This window comes from Chloroflexota bacterium (assembly GCA_014360825.1).
Classification (GTDB): Bacteria; Chloroflexota; Anaerolineae; order UBA2200; family JACIWT01; genus JACIWT01.
The window spans coordinates 44,556-66,550 of the sequence record JACIWT010000008.1 but is presented as its reverse complement, the minus strand read 5'-3'; the positions used below and the strand labels follow the sequence as shown (position 1 = coordinate 66,550).

The following is a 21,995-nucleotide window of genomic DNA, read 5'->3' as shown; positions in this document are numbered from 1 at the left end:
CTCTACGGTTCGCGCATCGTCAGCCCGATGGCAACGCAGATGATCAAACCGACGATCACTGCTGCTGGGCCGAAGGGGCTCGGCCCGCTCGTCGAACTGGCCAGGTTGAAGTTGTGGGCAAATCCCGCCCCCACGATCATCCCTAGTGAGAACAATGCGGCGTCGCCGTCGCCTTCACCAGACAGGAAAAGTTGCCGACCTGGGCAGCCACCAGCCAGAGTAAAGGCCAACCCTGCCAGGACCATCCCTCCGAAGTTCCACAGCGCGTTGGTGTGGGCCACAGGCTGATTCTCAAAATCTGGCCGGAACTGTCCCAGCAGCAAGTTGGTGACGAAAGCGGTTGCGATCAGCGCCAGGATGCCGTTGAGCAGGTGCGTGTCGCGCATCAGGATGAGGTCGCGCAGGGCGCCGACGGTGCAGAAGCGGCTGCGTTGGGCCAGGAAGCCGAGGAGTAAGCCGACCCCCAGGGCGACCAGCAACGGCGCGTGTTGGCTGCCCGGGCCTTTCGTCGAGAAGAAGATCGGGCCGGTGGGGTTGCCATCGGCATCACGCCCGAACTGGGGGGCCGCAATCAACAGCAGGAGCAGGCCCACCATCAGGAGAGGCATCACCCAGCCCAAAGCCCGAGGAGCAGGGCGATTGCGCCCCAGGCTGTAGCCCATGCGCAGGAAAACGATCCCCAGTCCGATACCGCCTATCAGGCCGAGGATGCCAGGAATGGCATTCCAGTCGCCACCGGCCAGGCGCAGATAGGTACGCCAGGGGCAGCCCAGAAACACCATCGCCCCGATCATGGCGAAAATTCCCAGCAGGAATCGCACCAGGGGCGCGGAGCCGGTGCGCGGCTTGAATTCGTGGAAAAGTAGCGCCGCGACCAGGGAGCCGAGCACAAAGCCGATGATCTCCGGCCGGATATATTGCACCAGGCTGGCGCGGTGCAGCCCGAGCGCACCGGCAATATCGCGGCTGAAACAAGCGACGCATATACCCATGTTGCCGGGGTTGCCCAGCCTGACCAAAACGGGGCCGAGCACACCCACCGCAATGCCCGTGAGAATAGGTCCCCAGCGGGACGTGAAGAGGCGATCAAGAGAAGACATGTTGGCTCCTTTCGTTGACGGATTTTGTGGGCCGCACACGGCATAGCCCTCCGGCAACGTCAGAGCCTACAGCAGTCCAAGCAGGAGACAGCAGGGGGTAACGTCGCCGGTCATAGACGCTGCCGGCGCGGCGAGAATGGTCGGCCAATGCATCCCGTGCATTGTGCCCGCACGATCTCATGTCTTGCGATACAAAACCATCTCGACGTCACCCCCTTTCTTGGTAGAGGTGTGGCAAAAATGCGATAGCATTCTACTCCAAAGCAGTGCACATGTCAACTTGTCAGCGGGACACTTGTCAACCCTGGGAATACGCGGCAGTACAACTGCCGCTGAACGGCGCGCGGCAGTGCAACTGCCGCTGAACGATGTGGCCTTTGCAGTCAGTGGCCACCCGGACCACCGGGTCTCCCGCCTGTTGGCGCTGGGTCTGAATGGAAGTATAATGGAAGCCAGGAGTTTGCTATGACATTACAAGCCCATTTCATCAACGTCGGCCAGGGTGACGCCATTCTGGTCACATACTGCGATGGAGGCACGACGTGGAACATGCTTGTGGACGGTGGCCGCGCCGACCAGGGCAACAAGGTGGTGCGCTATCTGCGACGGGCCGGCGTGCGACGCCTAGACTTGGTGGTGGCCACCCACGTGGACGACGACCACATCGGCGGGTTGCCCGCAGTTCTGGAGGCTTTTCCTCCCCGCCATTTCTGGGGCCCTGATCCCAGGCAGGCGCGCCTAACGCTGACCCTCTTCGCCGCGACCGAAACCGAGAACAGCACTCCCGGTGAGATCTCTGTGACCAGTTTCCAGAACTACCTGCAACTCCACGCCCAGGTAGTTCAGAGCGGCGCAATCATCGCCTACCCGTCGGCGGGCTTCCTCACCGCCTATGTCGCTCCGGCGGGGCTGAACCTCCGCGTGCTGGGACCTGCCGCTAGTGAGATCCGCGCCATCCTGGAGAGCCTGGGCGCGGGGATGGAGCGCCTGAGTGTGGAAGAGAGGGTGGGCATCCTCTCCACGGCGACCAATAACGCCAGTATCATCCTGCGGGTGGACGCTGGTGGCCCGGCATTACTGCTCCCCGGCGACGCAGAAGCGGAGGGCTGGGAGCAGGCGAATGCTGGGGAAGGGGCTTTGCGCGCCGATGTGCTGAAAGTGGCGCACCACGGGGGGCTTTCGGGGACGCCAGGCTGGGTGCCCTCGACCGTGCAACCACGTCTCTCGGTGATCAGCGTGGGCCCCAATACCTACGGTCATCCCCACCCGACGGTGATAGATTGGCTGCAGACCTATGGGCCGGTCCTGCGCACCGATGAGGCGGGCGATATCCGTTGGCCCGAGGAGAGCCATCGCCCATCGCTCTGGGAGCGGCTGTTGGCCTGGCTGCGGAGGATCTTCCAGTAGGGGAAAATGCTCCGCCTCTACCAGAAGAGAGGAGGAAATCATGGCTCGAACCAGACAAGAAGCCCATCTGCTGGCCCTGTACAAGGCTTACCAGGATATGCAGCAATTGGATCCCTACTTAACGGCGTACCGCGCAGCCTGCGAATTCGTCCCCGAGGAAGGAAACCGCGGCCATTTCCTCCTGCGCTTCTGGGGCGATGAATACGCGATCACTTTCCCAAAGGTGACAGTGCGCCATGCCGCCAGCGGGGCAGAACCTTCGGTCACCGAGCAACTACTGATGCTTCACTACCTACTGACCGCAGATGGCACCCTTCCCGCCGATCGCTGGATTTCCTTCCGCGAATTGCCCGGCGGGCTCGGATACGACCCCGCTTTCCAAGGACGTAGCGCAGGCATCCTGGTCCGCCGCTTCGGCGATGACCTGGAGGGTTTCATCGCCGCAGCAGTGGCTCTGGGTGGGGATCGGCTGACATACGGCGACGCCGCGTTCATGTTCCGCATACTCCCGCGGGTGCCGGTGGCGGTGGTATTGCACCGTGGCGATGAGGAGTTTCCCGCCGCTGCCAATGTTCTCTTCGATGCCTCGGCAGCACACTACCTGCCGACGGAGGATTTGGCGGTGTTGGGCGGACTGGTGGCAACACGGCTGAAAAAGGAAGCGCAACGCCGTTGAAGTGGAAGCACGCGGCAGCGCAACATTTCCTCGCAGTGCAACTGCGGGGGAACAATGGGGACGTCTTTGTGCCTTCGGGTCTTTGTGGTGACTTGTTTGCCCGGATTGCAAGGCGGGGTTATAATCAAGAGGTAAGATTTAAGGCATTACAATTAGGCCAGCGATAGAGCCATGACCGAGCATTCGGCCGCCGAGCGGCACAGGATTAACATTTACCGTCGTCTGACCCCCCAGCAACGCCTGCGCATCGCTCTGGAACTCAGCGCGATGGTGCAAGAAATGGCTGTCCGGGCCATACGACAACAGAATGCGGACATCAGTCCCGAGGCACTGAGTCAGGAGTTGCGACGTCGCATGTTGTCGCCTGAACTTTTCGCCCAAGTGGAGAGATATCTTGAGGGGCGCCGATGATGACGCCAGATGAAATCCTGGGCTTGGTAGTGGAAGAACTGGAACTGCGCTCTGTTCCCTACATGGTGGTAGGTTCTTTTGCCACGAGTTTCTGGGGCCGGCCCCGCGCCACTCATGATGTTGATCTGGTAGTGCAGATCCCTGTTGCGGTAACACAAGATCTGGCCAGCGCTCTTGACGATCGTTTCTATGCCGATGCTGAGTCTATGCGCCAGGCGGTGGAACAGTATAGCCAGTTCAATCTGGTTCATCTCGACACGGGCTTCAAGATCGATTTCTGGGTTCTCGGAACTGATCCCTATCGGTGTGAGGCCTTCCAGCGCCGGCGTCGCGAGCCTTTGCTAAGTGGTGGCCGGCTAGTCTACATCAGTTCACCTGAAGATGCCATTCTTTCGAAGTTACTCTGGTATCGCGAAACCCAATGGGAGCAGGACTTTCAAGATGCGCTTGGCGTATATGAAATCCAGCGGGGGCGACTGGATGAAATATACATAGCAGAGTGGGTAACTTCGTTGGGATTAAATGAACTGTGGGCCCGGCTGCAAACAGAGGCGGTACAGCCGGGGTGAGCACATCGAAAAGGCACTTTGCTGCGACTTCCAACTCTTGTTCCATTGACGAGGGGAACACCTTGACGATGCCTTCTCCTACATTAACATGGCGCTGGGCCGGGCCGGTGACGTATCCGGCGGCGCCACTATCCTATTTGGCTACACCGCTGGCCCTGATTTGCGGGACTCTCTCAGCCGGGCCCAGGCTAGGGATTGGCTTTGCCGCCCGGCTGGCGCTGGCGCTGCTCTTAGTGGGGCCCCTGTGGGGCTCGATCTGGTGGGCGATAGTGGAAACCGACTGGCGAAGGGCACTGCAGGGCCCGAAGCGCCGCCCCGCGGACCCACCCGTGTTGCCCTACACCGTGCGGGGTTCTCTCGCCCACAACCTGTCGGTCCGGTGGGCTCAGGTCGTGGCCCAGTGGCGCACCCGCAGCGGGCGTGTGAAGGCGAATGTTGCCACCGTGGCGCTGGGGACGCTGTTCGCCCTGTCGCTGTCTTGGCACCTGGGTCCGCCACTGGTGTGGTTGACTCTGGCCTTGGTCGGGCTGGCTGTGATATGCGAAGCAATGGGTGAGCGGAGGCAAATCGCCGTAGCCGGGACGTTTCTGCTGACGTGGTGGGCGGGGTTCGCCGCTTTCGGTGGCCGAAACCCAGCCTCACTGGTGGCAAGCCTGCTCTATGCCCTGAGCATGTGGGCCATCTCGTGGCCGGAGGCACCAGGCTGGCTGCGTGCCCTGCCCCAGGCGCTGGCAGTGGCACTGCTGGTCGCGATCCGGGTGCCACTGGCCGCACTGGTGGTGGGCCTATTGCTGCCACCGCAGTTGCTCTGGGAGCCAGTTCGCCAGGGCGATGCCGGGGTCGGTGACTATGCGGCCCGGGTGCAGGGCTACCTGGCGCTCAGCATGGTGGTGGCCGCGCTGGCAGTGGCAGGGTGAACGTTCACCTGGGAGGAACAGGCGAGTTAGACGCGATGAGCAAACTCTCGACCAACGCAGTGAATAAAGTCAAAGCGAAAGAGGTGGCAGCACCGCAGGTCAAACTGGTCACCCTGGATGACGTGCGCCGCGACCCGCAAGTGATCGCCTACCTCAAGCGCGGCGCCGAGCAGATGGCACTCCTGGGCTTCACCGAGCACGGCGAGCGCCACGCCAGCCTGGTGGCCAGTATCGCCCGCAACATCCTCCTCCGCCTGGGCTACCCCGAGCGCCAGGCCCAACTGGCCGAGATCGCTGGCTACCTGCACGACATCGGCAACGTCGTCCACCGCGAGAACCACGCCCACTCTGGCGCCTTCATCGCTCAGGAGGTGCTCAGACGCCTGGGTATGGACTACGAGGAAGTGAGTTACATCATCGCCGCCATCGGCAACCATGAGGAAGAGCGCGGCGATCCGGTGAGCCCCATCTCTGCCGCGGTCATCATCGCCGATAAGGCCGACGTGCACCGCTCCCGTGTGCAGAACCCCGATCCCCTGTCCTTCGATATCCACGACCGAGTGAACTATTCCGCCAAGCGCTCCTTCGTGCGCGTGGACGCCGAGAAGCGCACCATCGCCTTCGAAGTGGACATTGACACCTCTCTCTCCCAGGTGATGGAATACTTCGAGATCTTCATGACTCGCATGTTGATCGCCCGGCGGGCGGTGCGATTCCTGGGCTGCAAATTCCAGTTACGGATCAATGACATAGATCTGTTCTCGTAGGGGCAGGTCTCAGACCTGCCCCTACAGACCTGCCCCTACACATTGGCGTTACGCATTCCCTCCCTTTTGTGTTATAATATGTGCAAGTCTCATAAACCGCGTGATGGACACTCTTAGGGAGGCAATGCAATGAAGAAGGACCTCATTTCCCTCGCTGATCTTTCCAGTTCCGAGATCTGGGACATCCTCAATTTGGCGCAAGAACTCAAGGAGGAATGGGCCGCCGGCGGCAATATCCCACGGCTGGTGGGCAAGTCGCTGGGCATGATCTTCCAGAAACCTTCGCTGCGCACCCGCGTCTCCTTCGAGATGGCGATGAAGCATCTGGGTGGCCACGCTCTCTATCTCTCGCCTGACGAGATCCAACTGGGCAAGCGCGAAAGCGTCGCCGACGTGGCCCGCGTCCTCAGCCGCTATGTGGATGGCATTATGGCCCGCGTCTTCGCCCACTCCGACCTGGAGGAACTGGCCCGCTATTCCCGTGTGCCGGTCATCAACGGTCTTTCCGACTACAGCCATCCCTGTCAGGCCCTATCCGACCTCTTCACCATCCTCGAGAAGAAAGGGCGGCTGACGGGGTTGAAATTAGCCTGGGTGGGCGATGGAAACAACGTCTTGCACTCGCTCCTGTTTGGCTGCAGCAAAGTGGGGATGGACATTGTGGCCGCTACACCGGAGGGCTATGAGCCCGACGGGCGGGTGGTGGAGATGGCGTTCGCCTTCGCTCGGGAGAATTCAAGCACTGTGGAGTTGACCCATGACCCGGTGGCGGCAGTGAAGGGGGCCGATGTGATCTACACCGACACCTGGGTGAGCATGGGCCAGGAAGCCGAACAGAAGAAGCGACTGGAGGTTTTCCCGCCCTACCAGGTGAACGCTGCCTTGGTCTCCAGGGCCAGGCCCGACGTCATCGTGATGCACTGCCTGCCCGCGCATCGGGGCCAGGAGATCACCGATGGGGTGGCCGATGGGCCTCACTCGGTCATCTTCGACCAGGCCGAGAACCGGATGCACGTGCAGAAAGCCATCCTGGCCATCTTGCTGGGTGGGGGGTGACGGGTGTGATGGAATTTGGGGCTACAAATCGGGGTAGCAGTGGTGATATAGTAGGGGTTGTATTAATGAAGATGCCTGATTTTTGTCTAGAGTAAATCAACGAATTCTTCTGGGGTCAAGCCGGCATCGCGGAGAATTTTGCGCAATGTGCCTTTGGGAATGGTTTTGCTTGGGTGGATCGAAACAATGGTCCAACGTCCGTTGGGATGGCGATAAGTGGCATGGCTGCCTGATTGTTTGATTCGCTGGAAACCAAGGGCCTCTAGGACCTTAATCACTTGCCGCGCTTGGACCGATGGGAGTTTATCGGGCATTATACGGCGACCCTGACCAATTCTGGGGTGGGAACCGGATCACCGACGGCCAAACGCGATTCGATGCACAATTTTATGGCGTCCTTAATGTTTTCTAACGCTTCTTCGTAGGTCTTGCCGTCTGTGTAACATCCTTGTAAAAGGGGACAATCGGCCAAGTAGACGTTCTCTTCAGGGTCATATTCGATAATCACAGGAAATTGATATTCTTTCATAAATGTTTTCCTCACGGTAATGATTCTGCTTCTAATAGCATTATAGTAGCAAATATTGGTTAGTCAAGTCCAAAAGAAGGGGCTAATTCATTGCCAAGCCCGCTGAAGCGGACTGCCAGTCGGCTTCAGCCGACTTTGCAACCCGTAGCCTGCGGATTTATCCGCTGGCGTGGCCGCCGCATCAATTCAGCGGCGGGATTGGGAACCAGAAAGGGTTGCTTGGCGTCTTGCAATGAGTGAGTGGGATGGAACAATTACTGTGGATCGTCGCCCAATTCGATATCAAAGCGGTCGTTGACATCCTGCTGGTCTCGATCATTTTCTTCGTCGTCCTCAAACTCATCGAGGGCACCCAGGCAGTGCAGTTGGCGCGAGGGGCAGTGGTGCTCATCGTCTTGGTGGTGATCCTCTCCAATTTCCTCGACCTGCCTGCCTTGCGCTGGCTCTTCCGCCAGGCGGCGGGCGCACTGATGGTGGGCATCATCGTCGTCTTCCAGCCGGAATTGCGCCGGGCACTGGAACGGCTGGGGCGCGCGGGCGGGCTGGTGGACCTGCGCGTGCGCGAGGCCACCGCCAGCCGGGTCATCGCCCACGTGGCCCGGGCTTGCCGCCAACTGGCGGAGCAGCGCCACGGCGCGCTCATCATCCTGGAGCGCTCCACTGGCCTCCAGGATTTCGCCGAGACGGGCGTGGAGATGGACTCCGAGGTCTCTGCCGATCTGCTGACCACCATCTTTTTCCCCAACACCAGCCTCCACGATGGTGCGGTCATCATCCGCGAGGACCGCATCGTCGCCGCCGCCTGTGTGTTGCCGCTCACCAGCATGGAACTGGCCGACAAACACCTGGGCACACGGCACCGCGCCGCCATCGGCATCACCGAGCAAACCGATGCCCTGGCCGTGGTGGTCTCTGAAGAGACAGGCATCATCAGTCTGGCCAAAAACGGGCGTATGGTGCGCCGGCTGGACGAGGCCCGCCTGCGTCGCCTCCTGCAAGAGGAATACCGCCCACTGCCGGAGCGCGCCATTCCCACCTGGCTGCCGACTCTGTGGAAGAAAGAGGCGCGCTCTGAAGTTGGCCGGCAACAGAGCGAACTGCGAGGGTAGCGATGGCGCGCTGGTTGACACAAAATTGGCCTTCGATGTTCCTTGCCGTTGTCCTGTCGGTGGTGGTGTGGGTTGGGGCACTCTTGGAGAACCAACCGCGAGCAGGGGAGTTCGGCCCGCCCATCCCGGTGGAGGTGCTGAACAAGAGCGAAGACCTAGTGGCTGCGGGCGAGATCCCGGCCACGGTGAAAGTTACTATCCTGGCCCCGGATAGGATGTGGACGACGCTCACTGTGGACCGGTTCCACGCCACATTGGATATGGCTGGCCTGGGCCCTGGGACACACGAGGTGCCCATCGTCGTCCGTTGTGACGAGCGGCAGGTGCGCATCCAGGATTACAAACCCAAGACGGCGCAATTCAGCCTGGAGCGACAGGGTCAACGTAAGTTGAGGGTGCGGGCCCGGGTACTGGATGAGGAGAGCGTACCCCTGGGCTACATCTCCAAGTTGCCGGAGGTGTCGCCCACCGAAGTCACAGTAAGTGGTGCGGCTTCATTGGTGGACGGGGTAGCCGAAGCGGTGGCGGACGTCTCGCTGCGCGGGGCTCGGACCACAGTCCACACCAGTGCAAAGGTGATCTTGCTGGACCGTGATGGCAATGTCATCAACGGTCTGGCGGTGAATCCGACTTCGGTAATGGTGACGGTGCCCATCGAGGAGCAGTTGGGATACCGGACTTTGACAGTGCGGGTGGTGCTGACGGGTACGCCAGCCCCAGGCTATTGGGTGAGCAGCATCACGGTGGAACCGTCGGCGGTTACGGTGTTCGGCAATCCCGATGTGATCGGGAAACTCCCCGGGGTGCTGGATACCCAGCCAATTGATGTCTCCGGAGCCGATGAGGATGTGGTGCAGCGCGTGCCACTCGCCCTGCCGGAGGGAGTGCTGGTGCTGGGCGAAGGAGTGAGCGAGGGTGTGCAGGTGCGCGTCTCTATCCAGGCCAGCCTGGGCGGGCAGACCGTGCGACGCACTATCGTCATCCAGGGTTTGCGCTCCGGCTACAAAGCCACCATCTCTCCCGAAACCGTGGACATCATCCTTTCCGGTCCCCTGCCAGTGTTGCAGAAACTGAAGGACGAGGACGTGCAAGTGGTGGTAGATCTGGCCCGCTTGGGCGTGGGGACGCATCAGGTGAAACCCACCGTTCGCCTGACCGAAGGGTTAGGTTTGGCAGTGAAGAGCGTTGTCCCCGAAACGGTCGAGGTTCAGATCACGGTGCGCTAAGCATGCCATTGGCAGTGAAAGGCGATGGGCATAGGTGTAGGGGCAGGGTTCCATACCTGTCCCTTACGGGCGGCTATGGAAAGCCGTCCTAACAATGCTTAGCCAGGCAGTGAAAGGTGTTCTGTGAGCAAGCCCCTTGTGGCCATCGTGGGGCGACCCAACGTTGGCAAATCCACTTTTTTCAACCGCGCCATCGGCCAACGCCTGGCCATCGTCGAGGATGTGCCGGGCACCACTCGAGACCGGCTGTACGGCGATACGGAGTGGAACGGCCTCACCTTCACCCTCATTGACACTGGCGGGTTGGTGCTCGGCGAGGCGGACGACCTGACCGCCCAGGTGCGCGCTCAGGCCGAGGTGGCCATCGCCGAGGCCGACGCCATTATCTTCATCACCGACGTACTGGACGGCCTGGTCCCCGCCGACCACGACATCGCCGGCGTGCTGCGTCGCACCCGCAAGCCCGTCATCCTGGCCGCCAACAAGGCCGACAACGCCGAGCGCCGCGCCCACGCCCTGGAGTTCTACGAACTGGGCCTGGGCGAAGTGTACCCTGTGTCCTCGCTGCACGGTACCGGCGTGGCCGAGGTGTTGGATGCAGTAGTGGCTGCGCTGCCCAAGGTAGCCGAGGAGGAGATGCCCGAGGGAGTGCGCATTGCCATTGTCGGGCGACCCAACGTGGGCAAATCCATGCTCCTCAACCGCATCCTGGGCCAGGAGCGGGCCATCGTCAGCGAGATCCCCGGCACCACCCGCGACGCCCTCGATACCCCCCTCACCTGGAAAGGCCAACCGGTGGTGTTGGTGGACACGGCGGGCATCCGCAAACGAGGGGCCATTGACCGCGGCGTGGAGCGCTACAGCGTGTTGCGGGCCTTGAAGGCCATCAACCGCGCTGATGTGGTGCTCCTGCTCATAGATGCCATCGAGGGCATCACCGCCCAAGACGCCCACATTGCCGGCTACATCCTGGAGGATTACAAGAGCCTGGTGTTGGTGGTGAACAAGTGGGATGCGGTCAAGAAAGAAGCCCACACGATGGAGGAATTCACCACCCGCATTCGCGAGCAACTCCGTTTTATGCCCTGGGTGCCTATTCTGTACGTGTCGGCGCTGACGGGTCTGCGGGTGAGCGAGGTGATGGATACGGCGCTGCGGGTGCGCGAACAACGCTTTCAGCGCATCCCGACGGGCGAACTCAACGAGTTGGTGGCCGATGCCATCGCCCGCCACGCCCCGCCCTCGAAGGCGGGCAAACGCCTGGCTTTCTATTATGCCACCCAGCCCGAGGTGGACCCGCCGACCATCGTTTTCTTCGTGAACGACGCGCGACTGGTGCACTTCTCCTACCAGCGCTACTTGGAGAACCGCATCCGCGAGCGATGGGGGTTCGAGGGCACGCCGCTGGTGTTGCGCTTCCGGGGACGTGAGAAGAGGAAGCGCAGGTAAGTGAAAAGGACGGACTTATTCTCTGGGCCGAGTTGTCTCCAACGGACCCACAAATCTTGTGGTGCACTGCGAGTCTTGAGGAAGCGCGAAAGGTTGACGGAAAAGCGATGATGGTGTATAATAAGTATAGATAGATTGTATGTATTGGAGGTATGTATGGCGAATACAGTACGGGTTTCCCTCGTTTTCCCCCGTGAACTTTGGGAAGAGATCAAGCGCATCATCCCCGCCGGGGAGCGTTCACGAGTCATCGCCGAGGCCATGGAGCGGGAAATACAACAGCGGCGGCGGTTGCAGAGCATAGAACAACTCCGGGCTTTGCAGGAGGAGTTTCGACAGAGGTACGGCGAGATGCCCAGTGGCGTCGAGGACATCCGTCAGATGCGGGAAGAGCGAGATGCCGAGATCACCGGTCTGCGTTGACGCCAGCATCGTTGTTGCCTTGGTCACTGCCGAAACTCAGAGCGAGCGGGCTCTAACTCTGTGGGCTGAGTGGATGCAAGGAGGCATTCGGGTAATTGCCCCCACCTTGCTCCAATGCGAAGCCACATCAGCCTTGCGGCGCAAAGTAATGCGAGGCACGATGTCCTTGCCAGATGCTCGACGTGCCCTGGAGGTGGCTCTGTCCCTGGCGATTGAACTTCTTGATCCGCCTGGGCTTTCCCTTCGCGCCCTCGACCTGGCCGTTCGCTTGAACCGCCCCGCTGCCTACGACGCCTACTACTTGGCTCTGGCCGAGATGATGGGTGCCGAGTTCTGGACGGCCGACGAGAAACTTTACAATGCGGTCCGCGATGAATTCCCCCATATTCACTGGGTTGGGACCGCCGATCAGGCTAAACCATGATTATCAGAGAAATACACTGCAAATCTATCCTCACCAAGTCGGGCATTGAGGGCGTGGACTACGCCCTCAACCCTTATGTGGGCTGTGCGCACGGCTGCGTTTACTGTTACGCCAGTTTTATGAAGCGCTTCACTGGCCACAAGGAAGAGTGGGGCACCTTCGTGGACGTACGGGTCAACGCGCCAGAGGTGCTGGCCAAGCAGATGCGCCGGGCGAAACGGGGCAACATCGCCATTGGCACGGTAACCGACCCATATCAGCCCCTCGAGAAGAAGTACGAGATCACCCGCGCCTGCCTGGAAGTGCTCACCGCATACGATTTCCCCATCTCCATCCTCACCAAGTCGGCACTTGTATTGCGCGACCTCGACCTGCTCCGTCGCCTCCAGGACGTAGAGGTGGGTTTCACTATCACTACTCCGGATGACGGGGTGCGGCGGCTGTTCGAGCCTCGCTCCTCGCCCGTCCCGGCACGCCTGGAAGCCCTGAGCGAATTGGCGAAGGCGGGGATCAAGACCTGGGCGTTCTACGGCCCGGTCCTGCCCCTGCTTTCGGATACGGAAGAGCAGATGGACGTCCTGTTTGGGGAACTGGCCAAGGCGGGCGTCTCTTACGTGTATGTGGACAGCATGAAACTCAGCGGCGGGATCTGGGGGAGGGTCAGAAGAGTGCTGGAGAACCATTACCCAGACCTGGTGGAAGGATACCACCATATCGCCGCCAACCGCTGGCCCTATCACGAGGCACTGATAGCCAGGGCACAAAGGCTGGCCGGGAAATACGGTATTGCAGTGAGCGGATGATGCAACCGCAGAAAAGCCAGCCGTCTCGATGGTGAGCCTTGCTGGCGCAAGCGAGCATTGGGGGTGGGACAAGATGCCATCTTGTCCTACGGTGCGAAATGGCGCATGCACTGAAGGGAGGAGGAGATGGAAGAGGTCAGAATAAGCGAGGTGACTGCCGAGAACGTAGAGGACCTGTGTCGAGTGTGCATCCCACCGGAGAGGATAGCCGACCCCGCTTTCACAAAGGGGAGGGAGGAGAAGCGCAAATGGGCGCAGGAGATGCTGCGGATGTGGGGAGGGTGCGCCAAGTTGGCCTACGTGGGCTCCACCCCGGTGGGTCTCATCCAGTATAAACCCGTGCCCAAGGAACGGGTCGTGTACATCCATTGCATCTTCGTTCATGAGAAGGAGCACTGGCGAAAAGGGATTGGGAAACGGTTGTTAGCCAATCTGATAGAGGATATGAGGCGACCCAGGGCCTGGTTCGACGGCCAGCCAGCCTTGGCCCTGGTGACGAAGACCTTCCCCGGGGAACTGCCCGACCAATATCCCGCACGCCAGTTTTTCAAGGGCAAGGGCTTCCAGCAAGTGGGTGAGGATCCTGACTACCTGTATTATCCCCTGGAAGAGGGCTTTGTCTATCCGCCCGGTCAGGAGGAAGAGGCCTGCTATATTCCCCAGGGTGAGGACCGGGGCAAAGCCGTGATTATCTACGGACCCTCGTTCTGCCCCTTCGCCTATGTCTTCCTGGTGAAGGCGGCGCAGGTGGTCAAAGAGATCATCCCGGGGATTCCGGTGCGGTGGATAAGCAGATCCGGAGAACCAGGGGAGGTCGAGAAACGGGGCGGTTTTGAAGGCTGCGTGGTGAATGCCAGGCCTATCAAGTCTTTCGTCCTGGACCGAGAAGCCTTCCAGAGAGAAGTTGTCGAAGCGTGGCAGATGTCATAAGACAGAGATGCTTAGGTTCCCCTGAACTGCGCGGCAGTGCAACTGCCGCTGAACAGCGCTTGGCTAAAGTCGCCCCTAAGACGAACTACACTCTGTGAATCGCGGCATTTGACAAAAATCCGATTCCGTCATATAATTAGGCATCTAAATATTAGATGCCTAATTATTATGGGCAAAGGGGACTTATGACTGAGAGTACAGAGGCCGAGGGCCTGGGACATCTCCTGTGGCGGATCATCAAGTTGCACCGCATACACGCCCACACCGTGCTGGATCAACTGGGCCTGTACCGCGGGCAGCACTTTGTGCTGGCAGCGTTATGGGAGCAAGAAGGGCTGACGCAATCCGAACTGGCGGAGCGCACAATGGTCCGGCCCGCCACGATGACCGCCTCGCTGCAGCGGATGGAAGCGGCGGGTCTGATCGAGCGGCGGCCCGATCCGCACGACCAGCGGGTGATGCGGGTGTACCTGACAGAGGCCGGGCGCGCCCTGAAGGAATCGGTCAATGCGGCGTGGCGCGCCCTCGAAGAGCGCACCTTTGAGGGCTTCACACCGCAGGAGCAGGAGCAACTGCGGTGTTTCATGCTGCACATCATCGCCAATCTGGAGCGCGAGACTGAAAACATAGACGTGAGGAAGATATGAGTTCTTTGAGACGGATTTTGGTTTATATTGCCCCATATCGGCGCGATGCGATTCTGGCCATGCTCCTGATGTTTGGCGTGGTCCTGGAGGATTTGGCTATCCCTCGCCTGACGCAGACTGTGATTGACCAGGGCATCGCCAGGAGAGATATGAACACCATCTTGCTGTTCTCACTGGTGATGCTGGGGGTAGCACTGCTCAGCGCGGTGTTCGCCGTCGCCAACACTGTCCTCTCGGTGCGAGTGGGGCAGAACATGGCTGCCGATCTGCGCAGCGCGATCGTGCGCAAGGTACAGACCTTCTCTTTCGGCAACCTCGACCGGCTGCAAACCGGGCAACTGCTGGTGCGCGCCACCAGCGACGTGACGCAGGTACAAATGATGACGATGATGGGACTGCGTATGTTGACCCGAGCGCCCCTGTGGATGTTAGGTAGCATCCTGATGCTGGCGCTCAACACCCCGCGCCTCGTACCGTTGTTAGCGGTGCTTATGGTCTTTGTGCTGATATTGGTCTCGTCCCTGATCAGCAAAGCCCGCCCGATGTTTCAGCAAGTCCAGGAGCGGCTGGATGATCTCAACCAAGTGTTACAAGAGAACCTGGCCGGAGTGCGAGTGGTCAAAGCCTTCGTGCGCGAGGAGCACGAGAGCGTGCGTTTCGACAGCGCCAACGTGTCCTTGATGGACACCAGCATCCGGGTGATGCAGACCCTGGCCTTCTTGTTCCCGACGATGAACCTGATCATCAACTTCGGCATCGCCGGGGTCCTATGGTTTGGGGGCCGGGGCGTGGCTGTGGGGTCCTTCACGGTGGGCGAGATCGTAGCCACGTTCAATTATCTGATGGCCAGTATGTTCCCAATGCTGATGTTGGGCGGCTTGATCGGCCCGCTTTCAGCAGCCGAAGCCTCAGCGCGGCGCATCTTGGAGGTGTTAGATAGCGAACCAGAAGTGCGGGACGCGCCCACGGTCCCGGCACCAGTGGCTCTCACAGGACAGGTAACCTTCGAGGACGTGTGCTTCAGTTACGATAGCGAGGAATGTGGGGAGGCAGTACTGCGCGACATCTGCCTGACAGCCCAGCCCGGCGAGATCATCGCCATCCTGGGGGCGACTGGTTCGGGCAAGTCCAGCCTGATTCATCTGATTCCCCGCTTCTACGATGTCAAGACCGGGCGGGTGACGGTGGATGGTATGGACACCCGCGACCTGCCCCTGAAGGCGCTGCGTGGACAGGTGGGCATTGCCATGCAAGAGACAGTGCTGTTCACGGGGACTATCCGCGACAACATCCGCTATGGGCGCCCGGATGCCAGTGATGAGGAAGTTATCGCCGCAGCCAAGGTGGCGCAGGCGCACGACTTCATCATGAGTCTCCCCCAGGGCTACGACACGATGGTGGGACAGCGTGGGGTGAACCTCTCCGGCGGGCAGAAGCAGCGCATTGCCATCGCCCGCGCGTTGCTCGTGCGTCCCAGAGTGCTGATCCTGGATGACAGCACCAGTTCGGTGGATGTAGAAACGGAGAGCAAGATCGAGGCAGCGCTGGCGGCATTGCGACAGGAAGCGGCAACGAACGGACAGCAGCCGTTCACCACTTTCATCGTGGCGCAGCGCATCAGCACGGTGCTCAACGCCGATAAGATCGTGGTGCTGGATAGGGGGCGCATCGCGGCGGTGGGGCGGCATGCGGAGTTGCTGGCCAGTAGCCCGATCTACCGCGAGATCTACGAGTCACAATTAGGTGACGGACCCCTGGGTGGCCCGAACACCCGGAGCGTGACGCAGGAGGGCCGACGATGAATGAGAGACGTGGGCCAATAGAGCATCGCGGCGAACCACCCATCGGACCCAGAATGCCGGGACCGGCGGGACACGCGCACGGGCGCATCCCAATCGAGAAGCCGCGCGACGTGCGCGGCACGCTGCGGCGTCTGCTGAACTACTTGCGCCCCTACGCCAGGCCGTTATTCGTTGTTTTGCTGTTGGTGGTGGTCAGTAGCGTGTTGGATCTATTGGGGCCGTGGTTGATGGGCGTGGCCATTGACCGTTACATTACGACCCGCGATGTGCCGGGTCTCGTGCGCATCGTGCTGGTGTTAGTGGGGATTTACTTGATCTCCTGGGCAGCCCAGATGGGACAGAGCCTGCTGGTGGCGCGTACATCCCAGCGCGCGATGCGCGCCCTACGCCAGGAACTTTTCGTCCACATGCAGAGACTCCCGCTGAGTTTCTTCGACAAACATCCCCACGGGGATTTGATGAGCCGCCTGACCAACGATATGCAGGCTATCAGCATGGTGCTGGCGCAGAACGTGACGGCGCTGTTTTCCGGTATCCTGTCGCTGGTGGGGATCGTGGTGATGATGTTCGCCATCAATTTCTGGTTGACACTGGCCTCGATGATCGTGTTCCCGGCGATGCTGTGGCTGGTGGGCTTTGTGGGCCAGCGCACGCGAGAGGGCTTCCGCCAGTACCAGATGTACCTGGGCGTGCTCAACGGCAAACTGGAGGAGATGTTCAGTGGCCAGCGGGTGATCCTGGCCTTTGGGCGCGGCGATGCGGTATTGGCAGACTTCGAGCAGGCCAACCAAATCACCCGGGACGTGGGCATCCGCGCCCAGACGTACTCGCTCCTGGTTCCACCGCTGATGGGCATTATGAGCAACGCCAACGTGGCCATCCTGGCGGGCTTGGGCGGATGGATGACGCTGCGCGGCCTGGCCAGTGTGGGGACCATCGCTTCGTTCTACACCTACTCACGGCGCTTCGCCGCCCCACTGCGGCAATTGGGCGACCTGTACAACCAACTGCAATCGGCGCTGGCCGGCGCAGAGCGCATCTTCAATCTGCTGGACGAGCAGCCGGAACTGCCCGACGACCCGGATGCGGTGGAATTGGAGCGGGTTGCCGGCGATGTGGTCTTCGATCACGTGAACTTCAGTTATGTGCCCGGCGTGCCCGTGATCAAGGATATGAGCCTGCACGCCAAGCCGGGCCAGACCATCGCCTTGGTCGGCCCGACGGGAGCCGGCAAGACGACGATGATCAACCTCCTATCGCGCTTCTACGATGTGGACGGCGGTGCTATCCGCATTGACGGGATAGACATCCGCCGGATCAAGAGAGATAGCCTGCGGCGCCAGTTGGGTGTGGTCTTGCAGGACACTTTCCTGTTCACCGGGACCGTGATGGACAACATCCGCTACGGCAGGCTGGACGCCACGGATGAAGAAGTGATCGCCGCGGCGAAATTGGCGAACGCTCACCAGTTCATCGAGCGATTGCCCCAGGGCTACGCCACGATGCTCTCCGAGCGGGCCAGCAACCTTTCGGAGGGGCAGCGCCAACTAATAGCCATTGCCCGCGCCGTCCTATCCAATCCCGGCATCCTGATCTTGGACGAGGCCACCAGCAGCGTGGACACCCGCACGGAGGTGCAGATCCAGGCCGGGCTGCGCCGGCTGATGCAAGGGCGAACCAGTTTTGTGATTGCGCACCGCTTGAGCACCATCCGCGACGCCGACGAGGTGCTGGTGATCAACGAGGGGGAGATCATCGAGCGCGGCACGCACGAGGAGTTGCTGGCCCGGCAGGGCTTCTATTACCGACTGTATATGAGCCAGTTCAAAGGGCAGGTTCAACCAGTCCGCGTGCTCGGTTGAGGGCAACGGGATGCGGAAGGAGGGAGGACAAATGAAAAGTATCTCAGAGGCGGTCAAATACCTACTGAAGGCGTATGTTGGCGGGTGTGTGGGCTGTCTTGGGGCCTGGACGGCGACCATCGTTCTCATCGGTGCGCTCGTCTTTCTTGCTGGCCCCCAGCTGTTCGGCCTCGTGCAAGGGATGATTCAGCCCCTGCTCTCCGGCGTCCCGTCCTTGCCCTCTATCTCGCCAGGCACGCCGTTCGCCGAGGATTGCTACAAAACCATAGACGCCTGGGTGGCGAAGGAGGAAATGGGCTCTCCCGCCACCGATTTCGCCCCCACCGATGGCATCTTCCCCATCGTGGAGAACCCCACTGATTGTGGGAAGGTGAAGGCAAGGCTGATGGACGCAAATGGCCGCGTGGTAATGGAGAAGGCGTATAATGTGCGCTCTGGGCGGAACGGCTATGGGAACTTCAACCCGGAGAAGAATCTGAGACCGGGAACCTACACGGTGGAATTCTGGTATGGCGAAATCCCGCTGCAAACTGTCTCGCTGAGGGTGAAATAACGCCAGCGAGGGAGTGCATTTCATCGAGAATGACCGATTACGCCACAGTTCACATAACAAGAGAGATTTTGCGGTGATAGGCGGCGCTGGAGAGGTGAAGACAGTCGTTGAGAGATGGGTGCAGCGGGCCAGGCAACTCAAAATGGAAACCTACGCCATCTATCTCGCTTACAAAGACCCCAGAGTTCCTTGGTACGCCAGGCTGTTCGCCGCTTGCGTGGTCGGGTATGCCTTCAGCCCGATAGACCTGATCCCAGACCCTATCCCCATCCTGGGCTATCTGGATGACTTGGTCTTGGTGCCCCTGGGGGTTGCCCTGGCGCTGAAGATGATCCCACCGCCGGTTTTGGCCGAGTGTCGAGAGAGGGCTCAGGAAGTTGTAGGTCAGGGCAGGCCGGTGAGTTGGGCAGCCGCCGCCGTCATCGTCGCCATCTGGCTTCTTCTGGCGGCCTTGGCCATTGCCGTCGTGGTGCGAGTTCGCAGAAGTTGAGTGACCCGGGTATAATCCTTTGGGGTATGGATTTCGCTATTCTGGAGGAATTTGCATGACGGATATCGCCATTCGCATTGAGAACCTCACCCGTGACTTCGGCCCGGTGCGTGCCGTGGACAATCTCTCTTTGGAAGTGCCAACTGGCATCGTCTTCGGCTTCCTGGGACCCAATGGGGCGGGCAAGACGACGACCATCCGCCTCCTATTGGGCTTGCTGGAACCGACCAGCGGGCGAGCCGAGGTATTGGGCTTCGACACTCAGAGCCAGGCGGACGAGATCCGCCAGCGAACGGGTGCTCTGCTCGAACACTCGGGCCTCTACGAACGATTGAGCGCCGAAGACAACCTGGAATTCTACGGGCGCATCTGGCACTTGCCCGAGGGAGAACGGCAGGCGCGCATCCAGGAACTGCTCACACACCTGGGGTTGTGGGAGCGGAGGAAAGAAGCGGTCCGGGCCTGGAGCCGGGGGATGAAGCAGAAACTGGCTGTGGCACGGGCGTTGCTTCACCGCCCGTCCTTGATTTTTATGGACGAGCCGACGGCAGGCCTCGACCCAGTGGCGGCGGCAGCCCTGCGCGAAGACCTGGCTGGCCTGGCCGCGCGCGAGAGGGCGACGATCTTCCTGACCACGCACAATATGGCCGAGGCGGAGAAGTTGTGCCATCGGGTGGGTGTTATCCGCGCCGGGAAGTTGTTGGCGGTCGGCCATCCCGACGAATTGCGGACCAGGAGCGGCGAGCCACAAGTGGAGATCACCGGGCGTGGCTTCGGCGAGGAGATCCTGGCACTGCTCCGAGCACGCCCCGAGGTAGCCAGCGCCGAGGTGCAGAACAGCCGCCTGGTGATTCCTTTGCGTGGTCAAGTGGACGTCGCGCCTTTGGTCAGCCTCATCGTGAGCGCGGGGGCAGAAGTGGAAGAGGTGCGGAGAGGCAAAGCAAGCCTGGAAGAGGTCTTCTTGACGCTGATGGAGGAAGAGCGATGATCGCCGATATCTGGACGGTGATGTGGAAAGAGTGGAAGGAGATGCTCCTCTCGGGTGGCGGCCGAGGAGGCAGGCTGGGCTTGCTGGTGTTCGTGGCCGTCTTCGGGATTTATCTGCCCCTGCAGATGGGACGCGATTGGGTGGAATCGCCGGTGGCGCTGTTTTATTGGATGTGGGTACCGCTTTTTCTGGTGACAAGCGTGATTGCCGACTCCTTCGCCGGGGAGCGCGAGCGGCACATACTGGAGACGCTGCTGGCCAGCCGTCTCTCGGACCGGGCCATTCTCTTCGGCAAAGTCGGTGCCGCGGTGGGATATGGCTGGGGCTTGACGATGATCAGCCTGCTCCTGGGCTTGGTGACGGTGAACCTCGCCCATGGGCGCGGTGAACTATTGCTCTACCCGCCTGAGATCGGTCTGGCCATCGTGGTATTCACTCTGTTGGGGGCCGTGCTGGTGGCCGCGGTGGGCGTCTTTGTGTCACTGCGGGCCCCGACGGTGCGACAGGCGCAGCAGATTTTGAGCCTCAGTATTATGTTGCTCCTGTTCGTCCCGACATTCGGCATTCAGGCGCTGCCGGTTGAGTGGAGGTTGCGCCTGGCTGAGATGCTGGCGGCGGTGGATGTAGCCAAGATCGCGCTCATCGGCGGGACGGTGATGACTGTGCTCGACATCGGGTTGCTCGCGGCGGCGATGGCCCGTTTCCAGCGGGCGCGGTTGATCCTCGATTGAGGGTGATCTGCCAGGGAGGAAAAATGGAAACGAAGGTCCAGGAGAAATGGGTCGAAGTGGAGGGCCTGCGCATCCACTATCTGAGGGCCGGCGAGCAAGGTTCGCCGGTCCTGCTGCTCCACGGTGGGGGTCTGGACTGCGCCTCTCTCTCGTACCGGCTCAGCATCGGGCCTATCTCTCAGCACCACCGGGTTTTCGCCCCCGATTGGCCCGGATATGGGGAGAGCGATCAGCCAAAGGTGGAATACAGCACCGAATACTATGTCCACTTCCTGGGCCGTCTTATGGACGCCCTGGGCTTGGAACGGGCCAGCCTGGCTGGGCTTTCGATGGGCGGGGGGATCGCCTTGGGCTTCAGCCTCGAATCTCCGCACCGGGTGGAGAAACTGGTGTTGGTGGATAGTTACGGCCTGGGAAGTGAAGTCCCCTGGCCGGCGATCTCGTATCTGGTGGTGTGGATGCCGCTCCTCTATGAAATGACGTACGCGGTCATGAGGCGGAGCCGGTGGATGGTGCGGTTGAGTCTGCAGAACTTGGTCTGCAATCGGCGGGTGGTTACGGACGATTTGGTGGATGAGGTTTACCGACTGGTGAAGAAACCGGGGGTGGAGAAGGCGTTCCGGTCTTTTCAGAGAAGCGAGGCTCGCTGGAATGGGCTGCGCACTAACTTCGTGGATAGGCTCCCGGAACTCGCCGTGCCCACTCTCATCCTCCACGGTGAGAAAGACCGCCTTGTGCCCGTCTCCTGGGCTGAAAGAGCCCACTCGCTCATCAGTGGCTCTGAGTTGCGCGTCTTTCCGGAGTGCGGGCACTGGCTGGTGCGCGAGAAGACAGAGGAATTCAACCGCGCGGTGCTGGAGTTTTTGGGCAAGGACGGGTGAGGTTGCGCCCTCCCGCAGGTTCACAACCTGCGGGAGGGTCCCCCTCTGTTCTCGGCAGTTCTGGTGGAGACGATGCGCCGGATGTGTGAGATAGATGGCCTGATCCCGGCATGGCCGATCGAGTAGACAGCCTCGCCGGCGGATGAATCCACCGGCTACGTTTGGGAAGTCCCTGCAGGACTGCGCGATGGCAGCGCGCTTATTCCATTTCCGGGCGTGAACCCTAACAAGGTATAATCCTCGTG

At 60.7% G+C, this 21,995-nt stretch carries 25 protein-coding genes and 1 pseudogene; 23 read left to right on the top strand and 3 right to left on the bottom strand.

The window, feature by feature from the left end:
* Positions 1 to 2: 2 nt before the first annotated feature.
* Positions 3 to 1,100 carry a YedE-related selenium metabolism membrane protein gene (locus H5T64_06950; protein ID MBC7264083.1) on the bottom strand — a complete coding sequence of 366 codons (1,098 nt, stop codon included), beginning with the start codon at positions 1,098 to 1,100 and terminating at the stop codon, positions 3 to 5.
* Between the two features lie 295 nt (positions 1,101 to 1,395).
* Between H5T64_06950 and H5T64_06945 the strand changes: the two genes are divergently transcribed.
* The 8 genes and pseudogenes from H5T64_06945 to argF all read left to right on the top strand — a co-directional run bounded on the left by H5T64_06945 (position 1,396) and on the right by argF (position 6,903).
* Positions 1,396 to 1,569 carry a hypothetical protein gene (locus H5T64_06945; GenBank protein MBC7264082.1) on the top strand — a complete coding sequence of 58 codons (174 nt, stop codon included), beginning with the start codon at positions 1,396 to 1,398 and terminating at the stop codon, positions 1,567 to 1,569.
* Positions 1,566 to 1,799: pseudogene (locus tag H5T64_06940) on the top strand (MBL fold metallo-hydrolase). The gene H5T64_06945 and the pseudogene H5T64_06940 overlap by 4 nt, the downstream one beginning before the upstream one ends.
* 748 nt (positions 1,800 to 2,547) lie before the next feature.
* Positions 2,548 to 3,183: a DUF3786 domain-containing protein gene (locus H5T64_06935; protein MBC7264081.1), complete on the top strand. Its 636-nt coding sequence runs from the start codon at positions 2,548 to 2,550 to the stop codon at positions 3,181 to 3,183.
* 171 nt (positions 3,184 to 3,354) lie between these two features.
* Positions 3,355 to 3,594 (top strand): hypothetical protein, encoded by a 240-nt coding sequence (locus tag H5T64_06930; GenBank protein MBC7264080.1) that lies wholly within the window; start codon positions 3,355 to 3,357, stop codon positions 3,592 to 3,594.
* Positions 3,591 to 4,163, top strand: coding sequence for a hypothetical protein (locus H5T64_06925; protein MBC7264079.1), 573 nt, complete (start codon positions 3,591 to 3,593; stop codon positions 4,161 to 4,163). Before H5T64_06930 ends, H5T64_06925 begins: the two co-directional genes overlap by 4 nt.
* Positions 4,160 to 5,080: a hypothetical protein gene (locus H5T64_06920; GenBank protein ID MBC7264078.1), complete on the top strand. Its 921-nt coding sequence runs from the start codon at positions 4,160 to 4,162 to the stop codon at positions 5,078 to 5,080. The genes H5T64_06925 and H5T64_06920 overlap by 4 nt, the downstream gene beginning before the upstream one ends.
* 35 nt (positions 5,081 to 5,115) lie before the next feature.
* Positions 5,116 to 5,847 (top strand): HD domain-containing protein, encoded by a 732-nt coding sequence (locus H5T64_06915; protein ID MBC7264077.1) that lies wholly within the window; start codon positions 5,116 to 5,118, stop codon positions 5,845 to 5,847.
* 129 nt (positions 5,848 to 5,976) lie between these two features.
* Positions 5,977 to 6,903, top strand: a complete 927-nt coding sequence (argF, locus tag H5T64_06910) for an ornithine carbamoyltransferase (protein ID MBC7264076.1) — start codon at positions 5,977 to 5,979, stop codon at positions 6,901 to 6,903.
* A gap of 86 nt (positions 6,904 to 6,989) precedes the next feature.
* Here argF and H5T64_06905 read toward each other — a convergent pair whose 3' ends face one another.
* Positions 6,990 to 7,217, bottom strand: a complete 228-nt coding sequence (locus H5T64_06905; protein ID MBC7264075.1) for a type II toxin-antitoxin system HicA family toxin — start codon at positions 7,215 to 7,217, stop codon at positions 6,990 to 6,992.
* Positions 7,217 to 7,432, bottom strand: a complete 216-nt coding sequence (locus H5T64_06900; GenBank protein MBC7264074.1) for a type II toxin-antitoxin system HicB family antitoxin — start codon at positions 7,430 to 7,432, stop codon at positions 7,217 to 7,219. The genes H5T64_06905 and H5T64_06900 overlap by 1 nt, the downstream gene beginning before the upstream one ends.
* Before the next feature lie 245 nt (positions 7,433 to 7,677).
* On the opposite strand from H5T64_06900, the gene H5T64_06895 reads away from it, so the two are divergent.
* From H5T64_06895 to H5T64_06825, 15 genes are all read left to right on the top strand, one after another.
* Positions 7,678 to 8,541 carry a TIGR00159 family protein gene (locus tag H5T64_06895; GenBank protein ID MBC7264073.1) on the top strand — a complete coding sequence of 288 codons (864 nt, stop codon included), beginning with the start codon at positions 7,678 to 7,680 and terminating at the stop codon, positions 8,539 to 8,541.
* Positions 8,542 to 8,543: 2 nt separating this feature from the next.
* Entirely contained in the window at positions 8,544 to 9,767 is a 1,224-nt protein-coding gene (locus tag H5T64_06890; GenBank protein ID MBC7264072.1) for a hypothetical protein, read from the top strand.
* A gap of 123 nt (positions 9,768 to 9,890) precedes the next feature.
* Complete coding sequence (gene der, locus H5T64_06885) at positions 9,891 to 11,216, top strand: ribosome biogenesis GTPase Der (GenBank protein ID MBC7264071.1); 1,326 nt, start codon at positions 9,891 to 9,893, stop codon at positions 11,214 to 11,216.
* 156 nt (positions 11,217 to 11,372) lie between these two features.
* Positions 11,373 to 11,639, top strand: a complete 267-nt coding sequence (locus tag H5T64_06880; protein ID MBC7264070.1) for a hypothetical protein — start codon at positions 11,373 to 11,375, stop codon at positions 11,637 to 11,639.
* The gene (locus H5T64_06875; GenBank protein ID MBC7264069.1) at positions 11,614 to 12,063 is read left to right on the top strand and encodes a type II toxin-antitoxin system VapC family toxin; all 450 of its coding nucleotides are present in this window, start codon (positions 11,614 to 11,616) and stop codon (positions 12,061 to 12,063) included. Before H5T64_06880 ends, H5T64_06875 begins: the two co-directional genes overlap by 26 nt.
* Positions 12,060 to 12,866 (top strand): radical SAM protein, encoded by an 807-nt coding sequence (locus tag H5T64_06870; GenBank protein MBC7264068.1) that lies wholly within the window; start codon positions 12,060 to 12,062, stop codon positions 12,864 to 12,866. Before H5T64_06875 ends, H5T64_06870 begins: the two co-directional genes overlap by 4 nt.
* 126 nt (positions 12,867 to 12,992) lie before the next feature.
* The gene (locus H5T64_06865; GenBank protein MBC7264067.1) at positions 12,993 to 13,796 is read left to right on the top strand and encodes a GNAT family N-acetyltransferase; all 804 of its coding nucleotides are present in this window, start codon (positions 12,993 to 12,995) and stop codon (positions 13,794 to 13,796) included.
* Between the two features lie 185 nt (positions 13,797 to 13,981).
* On the top strand, positions 13,982 to 14,443 hold the full coding sequence (locus H5T64_06860) for a MarR family transcriptional regulator (protein MBC7264066.1): 462 nt from the start codon (positions 13,982 to 13,984) through the stop codon (positions 14,441 to 14,443).
* Positions 14,440 to 16,245 carry an ABC transporter ATP-binding protein gene (locus tag H5T64_06855; GenBank protein MBC7264065.1) on the top strand — a complete coding sequence of 602 codons (1,806 nt, stop codon included), beginning with the start codon at positions 14,440 to 14,442 and terminating at the stop codon, positions 16,243 to 16,245. Before H5T64_06860 ends, H5T64_06855 begins: the two co-directional genes overlap by 4 nt.
* Positions 16,246 to 16,298: 53 nt before the next feature.
* Positions 16,299 to 18,107 (top strand): ABC transporter ATP-binding protein, encoded by a 1,809-nt coding sequence (locus H5T64_06850; protein MBC7264064.1) that lies wholly within the window; start codon positions 16,299 to 16,301, stop codon positions 18,105 to 18,107.
* Between the two features lie 31 nt (positions 18,108 to 18,138).
* Complete coding sequence (locus H5T64_06845) at positions 18,139 to 18,660, top strand: hypothetical protein (GenBank protein ID MBC7264063.1); 522 nt, start codon at positions 18,139 to 18,141, stop codon at positions 18,658 to 18,660.
* Positions 18,661 to 18,802: 142 nt separating this feature from the next.
* Positions 18,803 to 19,150, top strand: a complete 348-nt coding sequence (locus H5T64_06840) for a DUF1232 domain-containing protein (protein ID MBC7264062.1) — start codon at positions 18,803 to 18,805, stop codon at positions 19,148 to 19,150.
* Positions 19,151 to 19,205: 55 nt separating this feature from the next.
* Positions 19,206 to 20,138 (top strand): ABC transporter ATP-binding protein, encoded by a 933-nt coding sequence (locus H5T64_06835; GenBank protein ID MBC7264061.1) that lies wholly within the window; start codon positions 19,206 to 19,208, stop codon positions 20,136 to 20,138.
* On the top strand, positions 20,135 to 20,869 hold the full coding sequence (locus H5T64_06830) for an ABC transporter permease (protein MBC7264060.1): 735 nt from the start codon (positions 20,135 to 20,137) through the stop codon (positions 20,867 to 20,869). The genes H5T64_06835 and H5T64_06830 overlap by 4 nt, the downstream gene beginning before the upstream one ends.
* Before the next feature lie 23 nt (positions 20,870 to 20,892).
* On the top strand, positions 20,893 to 21,750 hold the full coding sequence (locus H5T64_06825) for an alpha/beta fold hydrolase (GenBank protein ID MBC7264059.1): 858 nt from the start codon (positions 20,893 to 20,895) through the stop codon (positions 21,748 to 21,750).
* Positions 21,751 to 21,995 lie beyond the last annotated feature (245 nt).

Coding starts and splice junctions, on each gene's coding strand:
- H5T64_06950 (MBC7264083.1), bottom strand. CDS start 1,100: ATGTCTTCTCTTGATCGCCTCTTCACGTCCCGCTGGGGACCTATTCTC.
- H5T64_06935 (MBC7264081.1), top strand. CDS start 2,548: ATGGCTCGAACCAGACAAGAAGCCCATCTGCTGGCCCTGTACAAGGCT.
- H5T64_06930 (MBC7264080.1), top strand. CDS start 3,355: ATGACCGAGCATTCGGCCGCCGAGCGGCACAGGATTAACATTTACCGT.
- H5T64_06925 (MBC7264079.1), top strand. CDS start 3,591: ATGATGACGCCAGATGAAATCCTGGGCTTGGTAGTGGAAGAACTGGAA.
- H5T64_06915 (MBC7264077.1), top strand. CDS start 5,116: ATGAGCAAACTCTCGACCAACGCAGTGAATAAAGTCAAAGCGAAAGAG.
- argF (MBC7264076.1), top strand. CDS start 5,977: ATGAAGAAGGACCTCATTTCCCTCGCTGATCTTTCCAGTTCCGAGATC.
- H5T64_06905 (MBC7264075.1), bottom strand. CDS start 7,217: ATGCCCGATAAACTCCCATCGGTCCAAGCGCGGCAAGTGATTAAGGTC.
- H5T64_06900 (MBC7264074.1), bottom strand. CDS start 7,432: ATGAAAGAATATCAATTTCCTGTGATTATCGAATATGACCCTGAAGAG.
- H5T64_06895 (MBC7264073.1), top strand. CDS start 7,678: ATGGAACAATTACTGTGGATCGTCGCCCAATTCGATATCAAAGCGGTC.
- H5T64_06890 (MBC7264072.1), top strand. CDS start 8,544: ATGGCGCGCTGGTTGACACAAAATTGGCCTTCGATGTTCCTTGCCGTT.
- H5T64_06880 (MBC7264070.1), top strand. CDS start 11,373: ATGGCGAATACAGTACGGGTTTCCCTCGTTTTCCCCCGTGAACTTTGG.
- H5T64_06875 (MBC7264069.1), top strand. CDS start 11,614: ATGCCGAGATCACCGGTCTGCGTTGACGCCAGCATCGTTGTTGCCTTG.
- H5T64_06870 (MBC7264068.1), top strand. CDS start 12,060: ATGATTATCAGAGAAATACACTGCAAATCTATCCTCACCAAGTCGGGC.
- H5T64_06865 (MBC7264067.1), top strand. CDS start 12,993: ATGGAAGAGGTCAGAATAAGCGAGGTGACTGCCGAGAACGTAGAGGAC.
- H5T64_06860 (MBC7264066.1), top strand. CDS start 13,982: ATGACTGAGAGTACAGAGGCCGAGGGCCTGGGACATCTCCTGTGGCGG.
- H5T64_06855 (MBC7264065.1), top strand. CDS start 14,440: ATGAGTTCTTTGAGACGGATTTTGGTTTATATTGCCCCATATCGGCGC.
- H5T64_06850 (MBC7264064.1), top strand. CDS start 16,299: ATGCCGGGACCGGCGGGACACGCGCACGGGCGCATCCCAATCGAGAAG.
- H5T64_06845 (MBC7264063.1), top strand. CDS start 18,139: ATGAAAAGTATCTCAGAGGCGGTCAAATACCTACTGAAGGCGTATGTT.
- H5T64_06840 (MBC7264062.1), top strand. CDS start 18,803: ATGGAAACCTACGCCATCTATCTCGCTTACAAAGACCCCAGAGTTCCT.
- H5T64_06835 (MBC7264061.1), top strand. CDS start 19,206: ATGACGGATATCGCCATTCGCATTGAGAACCTCACCCGTGACTTCGGC.
- H5T64_06830 (MBC7264060.1), top strand. CDS start 20,135: ATGATCGCCGATATCTGGACGGTGATGTGGAAAGAGTGGAAGGAGATG.
- H5T64_06825 (MBC7264059.1), top strand. CDS start 20,893: ATGGAAACGAAGGTCCAGGAGAAATGGGTCGAAGTGGAGGGCCTGCGC.